We start from the raw sequence: 20,856 nt of genomic DNA, 5'->3' as shown, positions 1-20,856 counted from the left end.
CCAGGCTCCGCCTTCACATTGTATGGGTGGGGCGATCGGAGCTCAGCGAGCCTGCCAGGTAGGACTCAATCTTGGTTCGGGCGGCTTCATCATCGCCGTTGAACTGGACACCGATACCCGCCGCGCGGTTGCCCTGGGCACCTTTGGGCGTTATCCAGATTACCTTGCCGGCGACCGGAATTTTTTCAGGCTCGTCCATGAGGTTGAGAAGCAGAAAGACTTCGTCGCCCAGCTGATACTGTTTCTGGGTCGGGATGAACAGACCACCCTGGCGGATATACGGCATGTATGCCGCGTAGAGCACTGCTTTATCCTTGATTGTCAGGGTGAGTATGCCACTGCGCGCACCAAAACCTGGCCCCATAACTGACACCTTTCTCTTAGATCGTTTTGAACGGTTATCGGGATCCGAAAATCCCTTTCATTCCGGAATCATAGCAGTTGTTGCCCCCAAAGACGCAATTCTGCCGGGATATCCGCTAGGCCGCCGGTCGTTTCACCGGCATGAGCTTTTGCCAGGCGATCAGAAGACGACTGGCTTCCAGCTCGGGGCTGGCGTTGTAGACACCCGCTGCGCGTGATTCCTTTACCATATCGAGCAACTCATGGGCCCGCCAGCCGGGCGTCGTTTTGGCCAGAAATCCGAGCATATCGGCGGCATCGGCGTCCCGAGCACTGCCCCCCACTATCAAGCGTGCCAGATCAGCCGCCCAGGTTTCGAACAACCAAAGCGTATCTTCCAGGCCCATGGACTTGAACGCCCTGGCGGCCTCACCGACCGGAATCCTGGACTTCATGAAATCCTTGAAGCGGTCTAGGGCCGTGTCCCGCAAACCGGTGAAATCTCCTGTTGCATAGTCCAGTGCCAATCTGGGTGCATTACCCGCCAGCATCAAAGCTTTGGCCAGAACATCTGCAGACGGTTGTGCATCTTCGGGAAGATTCTTTACACTACTGGCGAGCCAGTGGTTGGCTTCGCTGTTGCCGGGCACCGGAACCGTCAATGTCTGGCATCGGGACCGGATGGTAGGCAACACCGGACGACCGCTCTCCTGCAACAGAATCAAGGTCACGTCGGGCAGCGGCTCTTCAAGGGTCTTGAGCAATGCGTTCGCCGCATTGATGTTCAACTGATCCGCCCGGTCAATAATCGCCACCTTATGGTGGGCAACCTGCGGAGACGCCACCGCGAACGACGAAAGAGCCCTGACCTGATCCACCTTGACCATACGGGACTTTTCCGGCGCATAAATCCGGATATCCGGGTGGCTGGCGGCGGCCAGAAGTTCACATTGTTTACAGCGGCCACAGGCAATTGCCTGGCCCGCTTCCCGGCCCAATGGCTGATCGCACAGCAGCAGCCCGCCGACAGCCTCTGCCCAGGCCCGCTTACCCACACCACGCTCACCAACGAGTATAAGAGCGTGTGGTAGTCGGTCTTCTGCGACCCGGCTCTGAACCGTTTGCCAGGCACGGTGCAGCCAGGGCATGTCTTGGGCAATATCAGTCACTGGATTTTCCTGTGCGGGTTCCGGATCTGCGCAGTTGGCGCTTCATGGTCGCAAGCAAGCGGCGCATTCGCTTCAACTGCTCAACGCCCTCGTCGTCTTTACCAGCGCTATAGTAATGGCTGTTCACCATCCGGGCAAAAAGCCTGGCAGAATCCCCTGCAGCCGGTTCAGCTTTTGCCAGCCTTGATGCAAGAACCGACGGCGTTTCACCATGACGGACAGGCACGCCTGCAGTCGCGCACAGACGGTGCCACGTATCCACCACCCTCCGGAACGCGTCCCGCCTTTCTCCACGGCGCATTTGCAACGCGGAAATGAGTCCAGCAATTAGCAAGCCGGCACCAACGATACCCGCCGTCATGTATCCCAATTCGCGCATGCCGAAACCACCGGGCAACCTGGACATCAGATCCATCTGGCTCTGGCCCTGATAGCCGACGACCCAGCGCTGCCACTGGTAGTTGATGCGATCCATCTGAAGACTCGCCCATTGCACCAGGGCAACGTCCGCATAACGCTGGGGCGAGGCCCAGTTGTTTTCAAGGAAGGATCCCTCCTCTGCCACCGCATCTCTCAGGCCTGACTCAATCCTATCCGGTGCAATGGCGGCCGTCGGATCAATTCTCACCCATCCGCGGCCGTCGACGTAGGCCTCAACCCAGGCATGGGCATCGTACTGACGCACAATCAGGTAATCGCCTCCCGCCCCGTTTTCGCCCCCCTGGTAGCCGACGACAACGCGCGAGGGAATACCGGCAGCGCGCAGCACGAAGGTGGTTGCGCCCGCATAGTGGGCGCAAAACCCTCGCTTCTCGTCGAAAAGCAGGGAATCAATGCCGTCTTCAGGCATGGCAGGAGGTCTGAGCGTGTAAAAGTATTCCTGTTCTCGAAAACGCTGCAACAGGGTACGAACGACCTGCTCGTCGCCCATCGTACGACGAAGTTCCCGCGCAAATTCTCGCGCTCTGGGATTGCCTTCCTGCGGCAACTGAAGATAGCGGCGCAGTTCCGCAGCGCTTTGTTTTTCGGGAACAGGGGCTTCGCTCTCCAGTGCTAGCCTGTAACGTACCGGGCTGTCAGCCGGTCGCCGGAAACGGAAAAGATCCGCGGTGTCTTCGAACACGTTATCCGATACCGCACGGGAACCTTCCAGGGCAAATGCCCAGCGCTGATCCGTCGGTTCCAGCAACACGTCATACTGGTTTGGCTCAAGCTCTCCTATGCCACCATCAACCGCTACGCGGCCAAGCGCCCGAAACGGTTCTTGTTGACCCTGGCGCCAGGTTTCTCCATCCAGATAGTCGAGAATAAGCCCTCGCCAGTACCTGTCCCTGTAGGCGGGCATCTCGCCGCCAAAGGTTACCCGGAACGCCCTCTCACTGCTCTGGGCAAGGTTGGAAATATCCCCTGGCCTCATGGTATCGCTGATTCCGGTGCGAGCCTCACCGGAAACCAGCGGCACACTCCACAGCGGCGACATCCGGGGGAAAAACACGAATAACAGAACGACAATCGGCAGCGTCTTGAGGAACATTCCACCCAGCCTGCGCCAGCCTGAAGTCATGCCACCGGGCAGTTCCGGGGCGTTCAGTACCTGCAACCCAACCAACAGCAGCGCTATGCCGGTGAAGTTCACCAGTGCCCACAGAATCTCCTGGTGGAACAGAAAATTTACCGAGGCCAGATAGACAAGAATGAAGAAAAGAACGTAGAAGTCCCTGACCGATCGGGTCTCCAGCCACTTGAGACCCACCGCCAGCACGAAGAACGAAGCTGCGGTATCTACCGTGAACCGCCCCTGTACTGTTGCAACATAGACGCCGATAAGCACCAGCATAATGCCCGTGCGCAACAGGCGGCCAGGGAGCCTTACCTTCCCGTATTGCGCCAACCAGCGCCAGGCCGCCAATACCGCACATGCTGCAATCAGCCAAAGCGGTAAACGGTCCCACTGGGGCGACAACAGCAACGCAAAACTGGCAATAAGCCAGAGCAGGGCCCTTGATGGCAGATTGGTCGCTGTCGCTTCTTCCGATTGGGTGCCTCTAAGACGGTCCAGGAAACTCAAGCCTGCCCCTCCCCTGCATACAGCGGTGAGTTTCCTATCGGCTGCCTGCGCGTTCCATGGGGCTCGGCCATGGCCTCCCGGGGCCGTTCCTCACCCCAGGTCGCCAATGCTCGCAGGCACCGCATTGCGTGCGCTGGCCCCGAATCAGGCTCGATGATCTGCCCGGGAAGATTCAACCCGAAGCGCACACCGCTTTTACCCCGTTCGTTAACCAGAAACGCCAGGTAACTCAACCGCAACTCATGGTCTGCGCCGGGGTAGGCGTTGAAATCCAGCCAGTAGGGACTGCCCTGCTCACCCTCCCAGTCTGCGACCACCATTTGCCCGGTTCGTGCGAACCGTTTCCAAAGTACCCGCTGGCTGAGATCACCTTCCCGCCAGGGTCGGATATCCGCATGATCATTGCCTTCAACGGATCGTGCTTCTGCTGACTCTTCACCATCCTCTACCGTGCTGAACGCCTCAGGTGCTGGAACCGGCCTTGGAAATACCAAACCGGCGGATACCGGCCGAACCCACGACCAGGCCTTGAGGAGGCCAAACGGAAAACGCGTTTCAATCCGTACCCGATCGGGCCGCAAATACCCCCGATGAGCGGAATGAACCGGAAGCGTGACATCCTGGGAACGACCCGAGTGAACGTGAACCGGGGCCAGGCCGGACTCTTCGCAGGACAGCAGGATGGCAATGGCGTCATCCCGCCCTGCCTTCAGGCGGAATCGAAACGGAATATCATCACCGGCAAAGCCCTCTCCTGGCTGAACCAGCGTGAGTTCCATGCCGGACAGATTTCGATGGGTCTGATGCATCGCGCCAACAAAGACCGCCCCAAGCAGAAAGGTACTCAGATAAATCAGGCTGTTCTGATAATTGATGCCGGTGAGAAGCATGATGACGAGCAACAGCCCGAACACGAGTCCCGCACCAGTAGGCAGGATGAATATGTTCTTCTGACTGAAGCTCTGGACATCGGACCGCGGAATCCGTCGGTTAATCCAGCGACGAAAGCGATTTCTGAACGGATTTTTCATAGTAGAACTGAGGCCCTGCGATGCCCAAAAAGTTCATGGTATTCGACCACGATTTTGCGTTGATTAGTAACAGTACCGAAAATCAAAGATTCTGATCACAATCCCGGATCATCTGGCTTGAATTCCTGTCTGACAAACCGAATACTCGTTTAAGGGAGCGTATTTTTTAAACAAAAGAGACCAGATTATGAAACGCCGACACCTGCTCACCACCGTCATCAGCGGTCTGGTTGTTGCATTACCTGCCTTTGGTGGCGTTCAGACCATGACCCCGGACGAGATGGTGGAAACCTATGTGAAAGATTCCGCCGTAATCGTTGTACCCAAAGAACGGAAGAAATCAGAAGCCGACCGCCAACGTATCCTGCGCTCCCTCACCATATCGCCCGGCGAACCGGTAATGACCGAAGCTGAAGAGGAAGCTTACCGGGAAGCGTTGCAACGATACGTTGATGAGGGCAAGACCGATGCTCTGGAAAACGCAGAAGATGAATTCCTCCGTCGCGCCCTGCTGCTGCCCCAGGAAGAAATCGCCCGGGCGCAGCCGCCAGCAGAGTTTACCCCAACGATTCCACCAATCATCTTTGGGCAGCAGGCACAGATTCCAGAAGAGCCTTTTACGCAAACCTTTCTTAATGATCAACTGGGGATAGGGTTTGACGGGCAGAACCTGAATTTCAGCATCGGCAATCCGCCGGGGATTGATCAGATACAGGTTCCGCAGGCCATTAATGAAGGACCGATTACTTTGACACCGAGGCCCGGTGGTGGGTTTGATCTTTCTATTGCGGTGCCGGATCAGTAGCGCTGACTTTTAAATCAGTTGCGAAAACGGCAGCCAGGATTGGCTGCCGTTTTTTATTGTCTCTGTTTTTCATCTGACCAAATAAAAACGCCCCGCAAGGCGGGGCGTTTCACCAACTCTGGTGTCAGGTCAGATTAGTGACCATAGACAGCCAGGCGGGTGTTCTGAATATGCAGGTTGTCCAGAGCGACAGTACCAATGCTGGTTCCGCCGATGAGAACACCGCCAACATTTACGTCCATTACGACATCGTTGACATCGACCCGCAGCACGTCGGTTGCAGTCGACTGGCCGAGGCCATTGCCCTTGTAAACATCGAGGTTCACCTTGGCGAAGCCGACATTGATGCGTTCCGCCTTGGTGTCTCCGACGGTGCCACTGCCATCAAGGTCAGTATCGGCGCTATCAACAACACCATCACCGTTGTAGTCGAAGTTCGCTCCGGCGCCGGTGATGGACATACCGCGCACGCCAACCGCCAGGAAGGGAACGTCGAATTCCATGTTATTTACGGTGAAAGCAGTGTCGATGTTCAGAGAACCGTCGCCAGTGCCACCGAGGCTGGTGGACGCATCTTCAGTGTCAACCCGGATATCCAGCTTGGCCAGCATACCCCAGGCACTGAGGCCAGAGATCAGCGTGGTGCTGTCGGTACCTTCCAGGTTCATTGAGGAGGCCGTGAAGCCCCAGTCAATTGGCAGGCCACTGATCGTGTGAACGGAAATCACAGCGTCGCCGTCGTCCGCCAGGTCGATGTCGATAGACAGATCGTCTAGGAGCTGGCTAGCCGCAGTGTCAGGAGTACCGTCACTGTTAGTATCGAAGATCGGGTTGGCACCTGTGATGAGACCAGCACCACCAAGTTCGATGTCATTAACGGTGAATGAACCGCCACCGATTTCACCAGCAGCACCACCGTTCGTGTCGGTGTACTTGAACTGACCAATGCTGACCTGGGTTTCCAGTTCGATGGTCACACCGGCCTGGCCGGTTACGTTACCCATCGCAGAATCATTCATGGCCGTCAGTTCTGCCTGGGCGGCGAACGGGGCGGCGGCTACCGCTGTAGCAAGTGCAATTTTTTTCAGGCCTTTCATTCTTATCTCCTTATAAACTCATCGTTGTTCTTGTGTGAGTTTTGTATTTTTAGAAGCAGGATCTGTGATCCCACAAATCCATTTAAGATTGTTTTACACTCTGAATCCGTGATTGCACTCACAATTCTCACCCACACCGAAACAAACCGTTACAAAAAGGATTTATTTCACGTTTTGTTCTGCCTATCCCCGCCTTGATCTTCTTCATCACGGCCGTCATAGAAGAGCTCATAGGGTTTTTTCTGGGTACTCGGTTTGCCGAAGGTCAGCTTTCCTCCCGCAAATTGGTAAGGTACGACCTGTAGTCCCGACAGGCCTAGCCGATGCTCATGTTCTATGGCCATAACTCGCGTACCTTTTTCCCCCTCGACGGTGCCCGCATATACGATCGCTGTAGCAAGGATTTTTCCGTGTCGTGCCAGCGACTTTAGTGCGGCTCTGAACATAAGCACCTTCATGGTTGCCGCTGCCTGCTCTCCACTAGCGCCCAGCCGAACCCGCTTAACTTCACCGTCATTCATCATCATCCATGCCGCAGGAATGACTACGCCACTTTGTTCAAGCTCACTACCAACCTCTTCCCGGGCAACTGCAGTCAATTCCTGAATATGCTTGGCTGCCAAAGTAGCGTATTTCTTGATTTCATCCGGGCTAAGCTTCCCGTCAGATAGAGCATTTCGATCGGGTATGTGTTCACCGACCTCGCTCTGAGCCTGAACGCCTACAGGTATGAAAGACAGCATGAACAAAGCGGATAGAAGAATTATCTTAAAGTGCCCCATGATTGTTTTTATCCTTGTATTCTGTCGTTTTGTTGAGGAAGGTCAGTCGTATGTGCAGTAAAATGCAAAAACCTAATTAATTGCCTTCCTTTGACTTTTCATTAGATCAAGGGCTACACGCAGCGGACAACGCCCGTTTTGTGGGCTGTTTATCATTTCTTGAATATCGCGGAGGATACTTGAACCCGGCAACTATGCGGAAACTCACCCAGGAGGCCTACCATCGCCTGCTAAGCTATGCCTGCCGGGAAGCGGATTTCGCCTATATTGGGAGTGTCGGTCACGGCCCCGCCCGAGGAGTCTTCAGCGGTTTTTCTGCCAGAGCTCGCGCCACCGAAGTGCTCCAATACCCTGTGCCTCCGGATTTCTGCTCCGATCAGCTTGCCCAGAGCATGGAAAGCCTCGTCCGTCAGTTCCAGATCGAACAGGAACCCAACCCGGAATGTCTGTCCGGCGGGTGGATTGGATTCCTCGGTTATGAGCTCGGGTATGTCAGGGAAAACCGTCTCAGAGAGCTCTGCCCATCTCTGGATGTCCCCCTGATGTCTGCAGGATTCTATCTTTGGACTGCCAGTCATAATCGCAAAACAGATCAGTATTGGCTTTGGATTCATCCGGATTGTCCTGATGGGACACGTGAATTACTGGACCAGTGGCTGGCGACGGACGAACCCGCCGCCACCACTGGATGGTCTATGGTTTGCGGCTTTCAGCCCAGGCAAACACCGGTTGCTTTCAGGACGAGCGTCGAAAGGGTCCGCCAATACATCGAAGCCGGTGATTGTTATCAGGCGAATCTGTCCCAGGAATTCTCAGGCCGTTTCGTAGGGGATCCCTGGCGAGCATTCCAGGCGCTTTCGGACGCTAACCCCACTCCCTACAGCGGTTTTATCCGAACAGGCGAAGCATCGATCATCTCGGTCTCCCCCGAACGCTTTCTCGAGATACACGATCGCACCGTAACCACCAGCCCAATTAAGGGCACCAGGCCGAGAGGCAGAACACCGGAAACAGATCTGGCCTATGCCTCTGAACTGGAAGGCTCAGAAAAGGACCTTGCCGAAAACCTGATGATCGTCGATCTTCTCCGCAATGATCTGGGCCTGAACGCGAAACCCGGAAGCGTGAAAGTCGACAAACTCTTTGCTCTTGAGTCCTACAGGAACGTTCATCACCTCGTCAGCCACATTCGCGCGGAACTTGCCGACGGTGTTACGCCGATGAAGGCCCTGTTTGACGCATTCCCGGGTGGTTCCATTACGGGTGCGCCCAAGGTCCGAGCAATGGAAATCATCCGGGAGCTGGAGCCCCACTGGCGCGGTCCCTACTGCGGCTCGATTTTCTATCGCGGACTGGATGGCACGCTGGACAGCAATATTGCGATTCGAACCATGCTGTGTGATGGCGATGGCACCATTCGGTGCTGGGGTGGTGGCGGTATTGTTGCGGACTCAGATCCCGAGGCTGAATATCAGGAGACGCTCGCAAAAGTCGGCTCTTTAATGCGGTTTCTGGAAGAGTTGGTGATCGACTGAAGTGAGTTCGGGTGAACATGGGGGCAGAAGAGAGCGTTCTTCTGACCCCAATTTCAGTCCTCCAATCAGGGGTTATGGATCTCGCTGGCCTTGAGAAACTCCTGCCTCAGATCCTCGAAGTTATGCACTGCAGGGAACTGCGGGAACTCGTCGATTACGTTTTGCGGCGCATGGAACAGGATACCGGCTTCGGCCTGGCCCAGCATGGTAGTGTCATTGTAGGAATCACCGGCAGCAATCACGCGGTAATTCAGCAACTGGAATGCCCTCACGGACTGTCGCTTAGGGTCGCGCTGGCGCAGCAGGTAGTTGGTGATCTGGCCGTCGTCTGCAACTTCCAGCTTGTGACAAAGCAGTGCCGGATAACCCAGCTTCTTCATCAGGGGCATCGCGAATTCGTAGAAGGTGTCGGACAGAATCACAACCTGAAAACGCTCGCGCAGCCAATCCAGAAACTCCCGGGCGCCGGGCAGCGGGTCCAGCTCGCCAATCACTTCCTGGATTTGCGGAAGGCCATAGCCGTGCTGGTCCAGCAGCTTGAGGCGCTGCTTCATCAACACGTCATAATCCGGAATATCGCGGGTGGTCGCCTTGAGCTCTTCAATGCCGGTCTTTTCGGCGAACGCGATCCAGATCTCCGGGATCAATACTCCTTCAAGGTCAAGGCATGCCAGTTCCACAACGATCTCCTGCTTTGATTGGTAAAGGGCCAGTACGGTCAATCCGCCTGCCTGTATTCGGTGCGTATGATAAGAAAAACCGGCCAGGATTGCATCGTGGAAGTGTAAACCCGCGCTTTTGAACGCGGAATAACCATATAGATCGTCATTCCTTCAGGGTATGAGGCATTTAATGGTAGCCTTTTCGGTCAGTTAGATACCCTTGCACATCCATAGAAGGCAATGCCGGGCCATGACCGATATTCAAACCCTGCGGGAAGAGCTCGAAGGCCAGAGCCCCCGTTCGATTCTCAAAGCTGCGCTGCAACAATACGATAACATCGCCATTTCTTTCAGTGGCGCAGAAGATGTCGTGTTGATTGAAATGGCGCACAAGCTGACCGACAACCTGAAGGTTTTCACTCTGGATACAGGCCGTCTGCATCCGGAAACCTACGATTTTGTAGAGCGGGTTCGCAAGCATTACGGCATCGAGATCGAAGTTCTGTTTCCGGATGCTCACGAAGTTCAGGATCTGGTGAACAAAAAGGGCCTGTTCAGCTTCTATGAAGATGGGCACGGTGAGTGTTGCGGCATTCGCAAGGTCAACCCCCTTCGCCGCAAGCTGGCGACCGTGGACGCCTGGATCACTGGACAGCGGAAAGACCAGAGCCCCGGAACTCGCAATGACGTCCCGGTTATCCAGGAAGATACCGCCTTCTCGACCAATGAAAAGACACTGGTAAAGTTCAACCCACTTGCAAACTGGACATCAAAAGAGGTGTGGGATTACATCCGTATGTCCGAGGCGCCTTACAACAAACTGCATGAGAAAGGCTTTGTCAGCATCGGCTGCCAGCCCTGCACCCGTCCTGTCCTGCCTGGTCAACATGAACGTGAAGGCCGCTGGTGGTGGGAAGAAGCCACCCAGAAAGAATGCGGCCTCCATGCCGGCAACCTGATCGCCCGGGAATAACCCGAGCGCCTCTTGCCCATTCACCTTTTAGTGAGTGGGCAGCTCGACATCCTTGAACAGTTCTTCGATTTCAGACCGGCTGCCCTGATGGGAAACCGCCTCGTCCACCTTTTCTTTGGTGAGATGGGGCGCGAAACGGTGAATGAAGTCATACATATAGCCCCGTAGGAAAGTCCCCTTTCGGAACCCGAGTCGTGTGACGCTGGGACGGAAAAGCTTGCGGGCGTCGAGCGCAACCAGGTCGGTGTCCGTTTTTGGATCGAATGCCATGCTCGCGACAATTCCAACACCGAGCCCCAACCTGACGTAGGTCTTGATCACGTCTGCATCTGCTGCCGTAAATACCACTTTCGGTGTCAGTCCCTGGGACTGGAACGCCTCATCCAGTTTCGAGCGCCCCGTAAAGCCGAACACGTAAGTCACGAGCGGGTATTCTGCCAGCTCCGGAAGTGTCAGTTCCGGCAGTTTCGCCAGTGGATGATCCTTCGGCACGATGACGCTCCGGTTCCATTTGTAGCATGGCATCATGATCAGGTCGTTAAACAGCTCCATGCCCTCGGTCGCAATGGCAAAATCGACCGCCCCGCTGGCTGCCATTTCGGAGATCTGCATTGGCGTCCCCTGATGCATATGCAGGGAGACGTCCGGGTACTCCTCTATAAAACCACTGATAATCGGGGGCAGTGCATAACGGGCCTGGGTATGCGTGGTGGCGATGCTGAGATCACCCTTTCGCTGGTTACTGAATTCCTGGGCAATCTTCTTGATGCCCTCAACCCGCCGCAGGATTTCGCCGGCCTCGCGAATAATGATCTCGCCGCCCGGTGTGATTCTGGTGAGATGCTTGCCGCTGCGGGCAAATACTTCAAGCCCCAGCTCGTCCTCCAGCAGGCGGATCTGTTTGGAGATACCCGGCTGGGACGTGAACAGACTCTGGGCGGTTGCTGAGACATTCAGGTCGTGATGCGCAACTTCCCAGATATAGCGCAACTGTTGTAGTTTCATTGAATCTGCTGCTCCCTGGAGATCGAAGGACCTTGTTGAAGAATACGCATAAAAATACAGATTTTCATTCTTTTTTAATATAGGCAACTGCTTTTACACAGTTTAGACCAAAATCGCATTTGCGCAGCCCCTGATAAAACCCTGAGGCTATGAAAAGCCCCTCCAACCCTTGACTTGGCCAATACAAAGGACACAATCCGTAATGCCTTGTCTGGGCACATCAACACTCCAGTTCTCAGGGAACCCATGCTGCTCACCACAAAGTTTCTTCGGCCAACGTCAGACTCGCGCGCGGTTAAACGTGAGCGGCTGAGTGCCTTGCTTGAGTCCCGGGCTCCGAAAAGACTTAATCTGGTGATTGCGCCGGCCGGGTTTGGCAAGACCACTCTGGTTGCGCAATGGTGTTCAAGGGTTTCCTCCCCTACCGCCTGGCTCTCTCTGGATGAACACGACGATGAGCCCCGGCGATTCTGGCAGTACCTGATAGGTGCTTTTGAGCAAGCCGGCCTGACCGGCGCGTCCGATTTGCGTAAACAACTGGCTCACCACTCGGATGACACGTTTACCGAAGCCATTACCGGCCTGATCAACACACTGGCGCATGATGACAGCCCGTGGTCGCTGGTGCTGGACGATTTCCACTTCATTGGCAACCCTGCCATCCACAGGCAGTTCGCCTATTTCATTGATTATCTTCCGCCGGGTGTTCTGATAACCCTGGCGTCCAGAACCGAACCGCAACTGCCCCTGGCCCGCTGGCGCGTCCGTCGGTGGATCCAGGACATCCACCCTGGCCTGCTGGCCTTTTCTGAAGACGAATGCCGTCAGTTCTTTCACGACACCATGGGCCTTGATATCGCCGACGAGGATGTCCACGCGATTTACCGCAAGACCGAAGGCTGGGTCGCCGCCATGCAGCTGTCCGCATTGTCCGGAAAGGACGCCAGCACGAGTGGAAACCAGATAACTCTGGATGAGCGCCACATCAGCGATTATGTGCTGAGCGAAGTACTTGAGCAGCAACCCCGGGAGCTGTCGGACTTTCTGCTTGAAACGGCCTGCTGCCCCCGGCTATGTGCGTCCCTCTGTGATTCGATCCGTGGGTCCGATAACAGCCAGGAGCTGCTTGAAAAACTTCTCAGCCAGAATCTGTTTCTGGTCCCGCTGGATACCCGGAACGAGTGGTTCCGCTATCACGACCTGTTTCGGGATGCTCTGCAACTCAGGGTAAGTCACCAAGACCCTGACTCGGCCGCGCGACTCTGGCACCGGACGGTGGACTGGTTATTGGCCCATGGCCACGTGCAGGAAGCCATTGCCCAGATCGTCCGACAGGAGGACTGGTCCCGGCTTGCCCGGGTGCTCGCCGAGCACGGCAACAACCTGATCCATGGCGGATATCACCTCCCCGTGCTGGACTGGATTGATGCCCTGCCACAGGACCTTGTCATCGACAATCCGCAACTCCAGATGCTCCGGATCTGGGGGCTGTTCTTTGCCAACCGAATGGATAGTCTGGAGCCGCTGCTGTCCGGCCTGGAGGATCTTCTGGACCGGCAGGTGGCGGACTCCCATCCGGATGCCGAAGGGGCCCTCGGGCTGCAAAGTGAGATCTCGCTGATGCGCTCCTATCTGGCTCGCACCCGGAGTGACGACAAGAGCGCCGCAGATCTCACAAGACAGGTGCTCAGGGAGATTGATCACACTCGCATACCGCTAAAGTCGGTGACCTATTACGGCCTGGGCCTGGATTACTACGGCAAGGGTGAACTCACCGAAGCCGAAGACGCGCTCCAATCGGCAGTCCGCTACGGACAGGTCGAACATAAACCCAGTACGGTTCTTTCCAGTGGCGGCCTGCTGGCGTGGATTCAGTACAATCGCGGCGATATCGATCTGGCTTTGGAAACCTGCACCGAGATAAGGCAATGGGTGGACAAACACTATGCGGACCCAACCCAGCCAAGACTCATCTCATGCTGGCAGAACAGTACACTCTGCGAGATTCATCGCGAACGAAATCACCCCCAGCTAGCAGCCACGCACCTGAAACCGTTGCTCGAACATGTTGAGCGGGGCACCGAACCGGGCCAGCACGTGATCATTCAGTACGTGCGTGGTCACCTGGCTTTCAGCGAGGGCAGGCTCCAGGAGGCGATTGACGCGCTCGAAGACGCATCCCAGACCGCCCGCAAGCGGCGAGAGCAAATCGTGTTCGAGCCACCCGCAAGCACTGCCCTTCTGGCACGTTGCTACCTGGCTTCAGGCCATCTGGAAAAAGCCCGGGCCTGCCTGGGTTCCCGAGCCGATACCGAGTTCACCAATCCGCTTCATCTTGAACAAAGCCGTATTAGCGAGGCGCGAGTGCTGGTGGCACTGGATCAGCCCGAGCGGGCCCAGGAGATACTCAGCGCTCTTTTGCAACCGGCTGAACGCAACGCCCACAACCGACACCTGGTGGAAATTCTGTTGGTCTATGGCGAGGCCCTGGCGAAGCAGAAACGGACCGATGAATCGGAGCAAATGCTGACCCGCGCGATAGAACTCGCCGGCGAGGCCGGATTCCTGAGGCTCTTTGCGGAGGAAAGCCCGGATCTGCGTGCCCTGCTCCTTGGTTTGCCAGCACTGGATGAACCGGGAAGCTGGAACGCCAGCGTCAGGAAAATGCTTCTCGATCAGCGCCGGTCTGGCAAGGGCCATTCTGAAACAAAAGCCAGTGCTATTTCTGGTGAGCACGGTCGTACGACACTCAACGCCGAAACACTGCCTGAACCTCTCAGCCAGCGAGAACTTGAAGTGCTTGCGCTCATTCATGCGGGCCACGCCAACAAGGAAATTGCCGCAAAAATGGACGTTGCCCCGGCTACGGTGAAGGCCCACATTCGCAACCTTTATGGAAAGCTCGGCGTTGGCCGCAGAACCGAGGCTCTGGCCAGGGCCCGGGAACTGGGGTTGCTGCAAGGCTGATTTCGAGCCAAAAAACGTGATGCACCTCACACTTTGCACCAACAACTTAAACCCGCTACGCCCTTTGGACGATCCGGCTACGCCCTCTAATCCCCTATTATATTTTCAACGGTGAGGGAAACCTCACCAGGAATTCTGAAACTTCAGGCCTTCAGATTTCTTGTTCCGCGTTGTTTCGACGCCCGGGTTCGAAAGAACCCCTTGATGAGAGCCAACCCCAAAGGGGCTGGCTCTTTTTTTATGGCTGAACGGTTCTGGTGGGATTCAGTGTTCGATGATCCGGCGGAAGGGTGGCAATGCATCCAGCAACAGCTGACCATACCGGCGGGCAATAATGCGGCGATCCAGGATCGTCACTCTTCCAGTATCCTGCTCGGTCCGCAGCAGCCGACCAACCGCCTGGACGAGTTTGATGGACGCGTCCGGAACGGTGATTTCCATAAACGGATTGCCGCCCCGCTGCGTCACCCACTCGGCCAGGCTCGCCTCAATGGGATCATCCGGCACCGAAAATGGCAAACGGGTAATCACGACGTGGTGCAAGTACTTGCCTGGAAGGTCGATACCCTCTGCAAAACTGGCAACGCCGAACAGGACACTCGGCCGGCCTTCATCCACCCTGCTGCAATGCTGCCTCAGCACTTCGCCCTTGGCCATATCGTCCTGGGTAATAATGAGGTCCGGGTAATCCGGGGCCAACGCGTCTCGCACTTGCTGCATTTGACGACGGGACGTAAACAACACCAGAGTCGCCTTCTCGCCTGCCCAGAGGTCCGGTAGTCGTTTTACAAGCTCATCGGCGAAGCCGTCATCCGTTGGCATGGCAGACATCGCAGGCACCTCCACCGTTGCCATTTCGCCGTAACGGAAAGAGCTGGGAACCACGAGGAAGCGGCTGCCCTGGGGCAATCCAGCCCGCGCGTTCAGGCGATCGAACCGACCAAGTGCAGTCAGGGTCGCACTGGTGAGCACGGCGCCGTAAGCGCGAGACCAAAGCCTGGAATACAACAGGTTGTCTGCCAGTACCGGTGAACTGTAAAGAGTGATGTCTTCGGCGTGATCCCAGCGCTGGCGTACTGACCATCGGGCTGGGGGCGGGCTTCTCTGCGTTTTCGGCCTGGCTTCTGGCTCATCACCTGTCTCGCTGTTGGTTTCAGCTTCCACGGGGGGACTGGCATTGCCCGGGTCGCACCAGGCTGTCCAGAGCCGCAACTGGTCCTCTGCCCGGGCGTGAAAGGAGCCTATCACCGGATACCAGGCTTCGGCGGTTTCCCGGTCGATTTCATGCTCCTTGCGCTCGTCAAAGGCGCCCTGCAACTCGTCCGCCAGAACGCCCAGTTGCCGGACCATGTTAGCGGTAGCAATCCGGCTTTCGGCTGCAAGCTCGGCCATCGCCTCCGGCAATTCACCTTCCGGATAACGCCACTGCGCCGTCCGTCGCTCCTCATTGAACTCCCAGCCGGTATTCTGCTCGGCTTCTTCGTAAACCCGGTTGAGGACCAGGTCTACCTCTCTCGACGCAGAACTGATGCGATCCAGGGACTTGGCGGCCTGGGTGCCGGCTGCCAGATAAGGCTGCATTTTCACAAGCGCCTGGGAAAGCTGCTTCAGCCATTGCCGGGTAGCATTGAGTGGCAGCGACGCGGCAAAGTGATTCAGGGCCTTGTCCGGAAGGTGATGAGCCTCGTCGAAAATATAGAGGGCGTTCTCCGGCTCCGGCAGAATGGCACCGCCGCCCAGGGCAAGGTCGGCCAGAACCAGGTCATGGTTAGCCACCACGATATCGGCATCATCAAGGTCTTTACGGGCATCAAAAAACGCGCAACTGTCGAAATAGCTGCAGTGGCGGTTGGTGCACTGCCGGTGGTCCGTGGTTACCTGTCGCCAGACGTCGTCCGGTATCTGTTCCGGCCAGTGGTCACGGTCACCGTCCCACTCGCGGGAGCCATAACTGGCGAGCATTTCTTCGAAAAAGGCCCGGGTGCCCGGTTCTTCATTTTTCGGCCCATCCAAAAGGAACAGGGGCATGGTGTCGCTGTCGGTATTGCCTTCATCGTGCAGTCGGGCTTCCAACCGGGACATGCAGAGATAGCGCCCCCGCCCTTTGGCCAGAGTCCAGTTGAAATCCATCTTGCTGTGCTTTTTCAGGTCCGGGAGATCTTTAAGCACAATCTGGTCCTGAAGGGCCACGGTTGCGGTGGAGATAACCAGGGTTTTGCCGAGGGCTTTGGCCACCGGGATGGCAGCGATCAGATAGGCCAGGGTTTTGCCTGTCCCGGTCCCGGCTTCGACCACACAGGCAGAGGCAGGGGACGTTCGCTGGCCATCGTTCTCGGTGATGTCGCCCATGTATCTGGCGATTTCCGCAATCATCAGGCGTTGCCCATAGCGCGCCCGAATATCCTTGCCTGCCAGCACATCCCGATATCCCTGCTGGATCGATTGCTTGATCTCGTCGGTCAGCGCCATCAGCGAGGGCTCACCCAGTCCCGAACAACGCCAACCCGAAAACGGCGCCCGTCACGACTCAGAACCACCCCTTCTTCCGTTATGTCGTCTACCCGCAAGCCTTCGAAGACGTCGCCCACTCGCAGGTAGGTGTCGTTAATCATGACCCGGCGCGATGCAGGGGATGACGAGTAGATATGGCTGTTAAAGGTCAAATCGGGAACGCTCTTCTGAAATGAGAGCGGCAACTCTACCAGATGTGGCACTCTGCCTGCCTGCTCGGGCTGCACCATTGGTGCAGCAGTTTCGGCATTTGCGGATGAGGGAACGATAACGGTCGCCCGCTCCCGGCTTTGTGATGGGGAAGGTTCCGAAGCGATCGGCGCCGGCGTCGCCTCGCCCGCATCGGGCTCAGGGATGGTCCCCGTTTGTGCAACGGGATCTTCCAATGTCGGCGCTGGCTCTGTCGCAGGCGCCACCGCATCAGGTTCAGGAGCTGTCGTTCTGGCCGAGGCCGCAGATGTCTCGGATTGCGACTCGGAAACCCAGGGCAACGGCGCTCCCGGCCAGAAGACAAAGGCCAGGACGCCGGCATTGAGCATGAGTGCAAGAGACACCCAGGCAGCCGGCGACCACCGCTTTTTCTTCGGGCGATGGATCAGCTGTACCTGCTGACCAAGGTCCGGTACGCGCCCTTGCCTCCGTTCAGTTTCGGATTTCCGCAATGCGTCAAGAATGTACGACATAATTACTCTCGACCTTCAACTTGCCGGCGACCTTCGGACTGCAGAGGCTTGAGACGGGGAATGTTAGCTTCCAGGTCGTTATTGATCTGGATAATCGTCATGGCTCCGGCGATCCCATCGACGGTAAGCCCTCGCAATGACTGATACCAGCGAACCTGCTCTTCGGAATCCAGCCGTTTCACCCGGTCACTTTCAGCACGGGAATTACTGAAACGGTCCGCCAGATCCATCATTCGCGCACCAATCCAGAGTTGCTCGCCCCCGCCATTGCTGTAAAAGCCGTCGCCCGTCAGGTATTCCGGAAGGCGCCACAGAACCCGATACTCCCCGAACCAATAGCGCTCGATACTGGCAAACAATACAGTCTGATTGCCGGAGGGCAAGGCGATGTCTGCGGTATCGCCATCCAGATGGCGGAGCACGACAAACCCCCGGTTACCCGCCTCATCCTGCAACTGAAGCATCGCCGGGCGATCCAGAAACTCGAGGCTTCGGCGGCTACCCTGACGACTCAGGCATCCAAGACCCGCCTCGTTGGCCCATTCGCAGGCAACGGGCGCTTCCGAAGGTTCATATTCGCGCCCCCAAATCCCGAAAAGTACCTGAAAAGCCTCCACGGAATCCAGAAGCTGACCTGGCACGGCAAGTTCAACGGGTGCTGACGACTCTCCCGACCCGGTTTCCTGGATCTCTTGCAATGGTTTCTGTTCCTGCTCCTCGACTCGCTCAACAGCTCCCTGTAAAGGTTCTGCTGAGGAGGGATCGGTGAGAAACGCTCCGCCCGGTGACCAACGCTCAAAAAGCCAGGAGGTGCCGATGATGGCCACCAGAATCGAAGCCGCAACGATAAGGTACTGGGATCTGTCTGGTGACTGGTGAGCTCGTGAGGGCGTGGGGCCGAGGGATTGTCCACGTACTTCTTTTGCCGCCTGGCGGATATGCTCGGGCGTAATCTCATGCTCACCCTCGGCATAGGCGCCCAACAGTGCGCGGTCACTGATCAAATTGATCAGGCGGGGTATGCCCTGGCTCTCGCGATAGAGGCGATTCACCGCCCGCTGCGAAAAGATATCACCCCGCATGCCGGCAACACTGAGGCGGTATTTCAGGTAGGCCGCCAGCTCATCCCGACCGATGGCGTCCAGGTGATAGCGTGCTGTAACCCGCTGATTCAGCTGCCTCAATTCCGGAAGTGCCAGCATTTCCTGCAGTTCAGGCTGGCCAAGCAGGACAATCTGCAGCAGCTTCTTCTCTGCCGTCTCGAGATTGGTCAACAGCCTTAACTGTTCGAGCACCTCGGCCGAAAGGTTCTGGGCCTCATCAATCATCAGAACCTTGTGTCGCCCGGCTGCATGGGCCTTGAGCAAGTCCCGGTTAATCAGATCAACCAGTTCCTTGATGGTGGCACTGATATCGTGGGGGATTTCCAGCTCATCGCAGATGGAGGACAGTAACTCCCGCGCAGAGAGCCTCGGGTTGAGGATCAGCGCGATATCCACATGATCGGGAACATTCTCGATAAAACACCGGGAAACCGTTGTTTTTCCTGTTCCCACCTCACCAGTGATTACGATGAAACCGCCCTGCCCCTGGACTCCGTACATCAGGTGCGCCAGGGCCTCCTTGTGGCGATCGCTGAGATATAGATAACGAGGGTCCGGGGCAATGGAAAACGGCGGTTCGCGAAAGCCGAAAAAGTCGTAATACATATCAGGACGTACCGGAATCCGCGTTGCTGATCAGCCTGAGCTCGGCCGTGCGCCGGTTCTGTTGCTTCAGCCTTCGCACGCAGCGCTCCAGGGTTTTCGATATACGGGCGTGGGAGCGAATCATGGAGATCTTCGGCCAGGTCGCTCGCTCGCCAGCCAGAATCATCTGCCGCACGTAAGCAGGATCCGGATTCGCCAGCATCCTGCTGTAATCCTTGAAGGAATACGACGGAGCTATGGTCACGTCTCCCGAGTAACGCTGAGCCATAATGGTGTACAACTGACCGGACATCTGCCGCAGAAGTTCCGGCCTTACCCGTTTTCGCAGGTAATCGAACACGCCCTGGCCATGAAACTGTATCTCGGATTTCAACAGATGCATGGGCAGATTTCCGAGGGACAGTTTTTCATCCAGCCCCCGCTGGCTCAGGAAAGGGACTACGTGGGGATTGGTCTGGCTCACGATGGTGTAATTGACATCGTACAGGTGCATCAACCGCTCGATTGGCAAATCACTGACGACCGAGCCATCCACAAACTTCAGGCGCGGCATATACGGTAGCGTATTACCCTGAATGTCTTTTTTCATCAGGGTAACCGGCGGGAAAATACCGGGAACCGCGGCGCTGGCCAGCACCGCGCTCCACACCATCAAATAGGGCGAGGTGTATCCGCAAAGCAACCGGGCCTTCTGGTGCGCCTGTACTGGGGACACGCTAACGTTGATTGAACGTCCGGTACGCTGATACGCCTCCTCGAAGGTGTACTCACCGATATTGCCCCGCAGACAGTTCCGAAGCTCCTCCTGATCCATGAGCCCGTCGCCACGGACTGCGCTTAGAAGACCTCGCCATTTCCAGGCTTTCAGGTTGTGGTTCTCGGGGATCAGCATTTCCGGAATTTCGGCATCCGTATGCACACCAAGAATGCCAGCGATGATGGCCCCGATACTTGAGCCCGCAATAACCTGCGGCAGAAGCCCCTTTTCCCAGAGCGCCTTGATCACGCCGAAATGGAACACACCGAGGGTGGCGCCGCCACTGAGCAAAAGTGCCGGGCGACCGTAACTTGTGAGGGTGTCGCGGAAGAACTGGAGCTTATCTGCAACTGGAAAACCCGGAACCGGTTGATCACAAAGATAGTCCAGCGCTTCACAGACCTGCGTGATGTACTCCTCGATCAGATGCTTCGTGCCGACGCGCGACCGGGTATAAAGCGCGGGATTGCCCATATTGCCCAGGTCATGGTGCAAGCCTTCGCGGAGAGCGCGTTTGAGGCGTTCCACGTCATTTTGCTGGCGATACTGCTTGAGGTTGCTCAGCCGGTCGTAGATGACTTCATAATGATAAAGGTCGGAGGCAAAATCCTCTTTCCACTCGGCGTTGCCCTCCAAAAAGTCCAGTTCCAGAGCCGCTGCTTTCCATACCTCGTAGTTGGGCGCGTCGGCCAGCATTTTCCGGAACTTGGCTATTCTTGGGTCCTTGAGCACCGTTGATCTCCTTTCAATCCGGCTGACG

General features: G+C 56.6%; 16 protein-coding genes. 4 read left to right on the top strand and 12 right to left on the bottom strand.

Annotation, left to right across the window (positions count from 1 at the left end; genetic code table 11):
• Nucleotides 1–13: 13 nt before the first annotated feature.
• The 4 genes from AC13DD_RS16340 to AC13DD_RS16325 form a co-directional block, all read right to left on the bottom strand.
• Entirely contained in the window at nt 14–364 is a 351-nt protein-coding gene (locus AC13DD_RS16340) for a PilZ domain-containing protein (RefSeq protein WP_092032454.1), read from the bottom strand.
• 115 nt (nt 365–479) lie between these two features.
• Nucleotides 480–1,511 carry a DNA polymerase III subunit delta' gene (locus AC13DD_RS16335; protein WP_092032452.1) on the bottom strand — a complete coding sequence of 344 codons (1,032 nt, stop codon included), beginning with the start codon at nt 1,509–1,511 and terminating at the stop codon, nt 480–482.
• On the bottom strand, nt 1,504–3,570 hold the full coding sequence (locus AC13DD_RS16330; RefSeq protein WP_254775510.1) for a transglutaminase TgpA family protein: 2,067 nt from the start codon (nt 3,568–3,570) through the stop codon (nt 1,504–1,506). Before AC13DD_RS16330 ends, AC13DD_RS16335 begins: the two co-directional genes overlap by 8 nt.
• A 5-nt stretch (nt 3,571–3,575) precedes the next feature.
• Nucleotides 3,576–4,610, bottom strand: a complete 1,035-nt coding sequence (locus AC13DD_RS16325) for a DUF58 domain-containing protein (RefSeq protein ID WP_092032448.1) — start codon at nt 4,608–4,610, stop codon at nt 3,576–3,578.
• 187 nt (nt 4,611–4,797) lie between these two features.
• Between AC13DD_RS16325 and AC13DD_RS16320 the strand changes: the two genes are divergently transcribed.
• Entirely contained in the window at nt 4,798–5,415 is a 618-nt protein-coding gene (locus AC13DD_RS16320) for a hypothetical protein (RefSeq protein WP_482931492.1), read from the top strand.
• A 134-nt stretch (nt 5,416–5,549) separates the two neighbouring features.
• Here AC13DD_RS16320 and AC13DD_RS16315 read toward each other — a convergent pair whose 3' ends face one another.
• Entirely contained in the window at nt 5,550–6,512 is a 963-nt protein-coding gene (locus AC13DD_RS16315; protein ID WP_092032442.1) for a DUF6160 family protein, read from the bottom strand.
• 167 nt (nt 6,513–6,679) lie between these two features.
• Nucleotides 6,680–7,294 carry a hypothetical protein gene (locus AC13DD_RS16310; protein ID WP_273018025.1) on the bottom strand — a complete coding sequence of 205 codons (615 nt, stop codon included), beginning with the start codon at nt 7,292–7,294 and terminating at the stop codon, nt 6,680–6,682.
• A 194-nt stretch (nt 7,295–7,488) separates the two neighbouring features.
• Between AC13DD_RS16310 and pabB the strand changes: the two genes are divergently transcribed.
• Nucleotides 7,489–8,829: an aminodeoxychorismate synthase component I gene (gene pabB / locus AC13DD_RS16305; RefSeq protein WP_482931502.1), complete on the top strand. Its 1,341-nt coding sequence runs from the start codon at nt 7,489–7,491 to the stop codon at nt 8,827–8,829.
• 65 nt (nt 8,830–8,894) lie between these two features.
• Here pabB and thrH read toward each other — a convergent pair whose 3' ends face one another.
• The gene (gene thrH, locus AC13DD_RS16300) at nt 8,895–9,509 is read right to left on the bottom strand and encodes a bifunctional phosphoserine phosphatase/homoserine phosphotransferase ThrH (protein WP_008171796.1); all 615 of its coding nucleotides are present in this window, start codon (nt 9,507–9,509) and stop codon (nt 8,895–8,897) included.
• 232 nt (nt 9,510–9,741) lie between these two features.
• On the opposite strand from thrH, the gene AC13DD_RS16295 reads away from it, so the two are divergent.
• A complete protein-coding gene (locus AC13DD_RS16295; protein ID WP_014577210.1) occupies nt 9,742–10,464 on the top strand; it encodes a phosphoadenylyl-sulfate reductase in 723 nt (240 codons plus the stop codon).
• A gap of 27 nt (nt 10,465–10,491) precedes the next feature.
• Here AC13DD_RS16295 and cysB read toward each other — a convergent pair whose 3' ends face one another.
• Complete coding sequence (gene cysB, locus AC13DD_RS16290; RefSeq protein ID WP_008171800.1) at nt 10,492–11,469, bottom strand: HTH-type transcriptional regulator CysB; 978 nt, start codon at nt 11,467–11,469, stop codon at nt 10,492–10,494.
• A gap of 246 nt (nt 11,470–11,715) precedes the next feature.
• Here cysB and AC13DD_RS16285 point away from each other — a divergent pair, with 246 nt between their 5' ends.
• Complete coding sequence (locus AC13DD_RS16285) at nt 11,716–14,436, top strand: winged helix-turn-helix domain-containing protein (RefSeq protein ID WP_482931491.1); 2,721 nt, start codon at nt 11,716–11,718, stop codon at nt 14,434–14,436.
• Nucleotides 14,437–14,700: 264 nt separating this feature from the next.
• Here AC13DD_RS16285 and dinG read toward each other — a convergent pair whose 3' ends face one another.
• Genes dinG through AC13DD_RS16265 form a run of 4 tightly spaced genes read right to left on the bottom strand, consistent with a single transcriptional unit; the run spans nt 14,701 to nt 20,828 of the window.
• Nucleotides 14,701–16,905, bottom strand: a complete 2,205-nt coding sequence (gene dinG, locus AC13DD_RS16280; RefSeq protein WP_053115381.1) for an ATP-dependent DNA helicase DinG — start codon at nt 16,903–16,905, stop codon at nt 14,701–14,703.
• Nucleotides 16,905–17,630, bottom strand: coding sequence for a general secretion pathway protein GspB (locus AC13DD_RS16275; RefSeq protein ID WP_014577213.1), 726 nt, complete (start codon nt 17,628–17,630; stop codon nt 16,905–16,907). The genes dinG and AC13DD_RS16275 overlap by 1 nt, the downstream gene beginning before the upstream one ends.
• 2 nt (nt 17,631–17,632) lie before the next feature.
• Entirely contained in the window at nt 17,633–19,339 is a 1,707-nt protein-coding gene (locus AC13DD_RS16270; protein WP_482931490.1) for an ExeA family protein, read from the bottom strand.
• A 1-nt stretch (nt 19,340) separates the two neighbouring features.
• Nucleotides 19,341–20,828, bottom strand: a complete 1,488-nt coding sequence (locus AC13DD_RS16265) for a DUF3336 domain-containing protein (protein WP_014577215.1) — start codon at nt 20,826–20,828, stop codon at nt 19,341–19,343.
• Nucleotides 20,829–20,856 lie beyond the last annotated feature (28 nt).

The organism is Marinobacter sp. L-13, from assembly GCF_056857715.1.
Note: the sequence above shows the minus strand (reverse complement) of the source record. Positions and strands in the feature narration are given on the sequence as shown.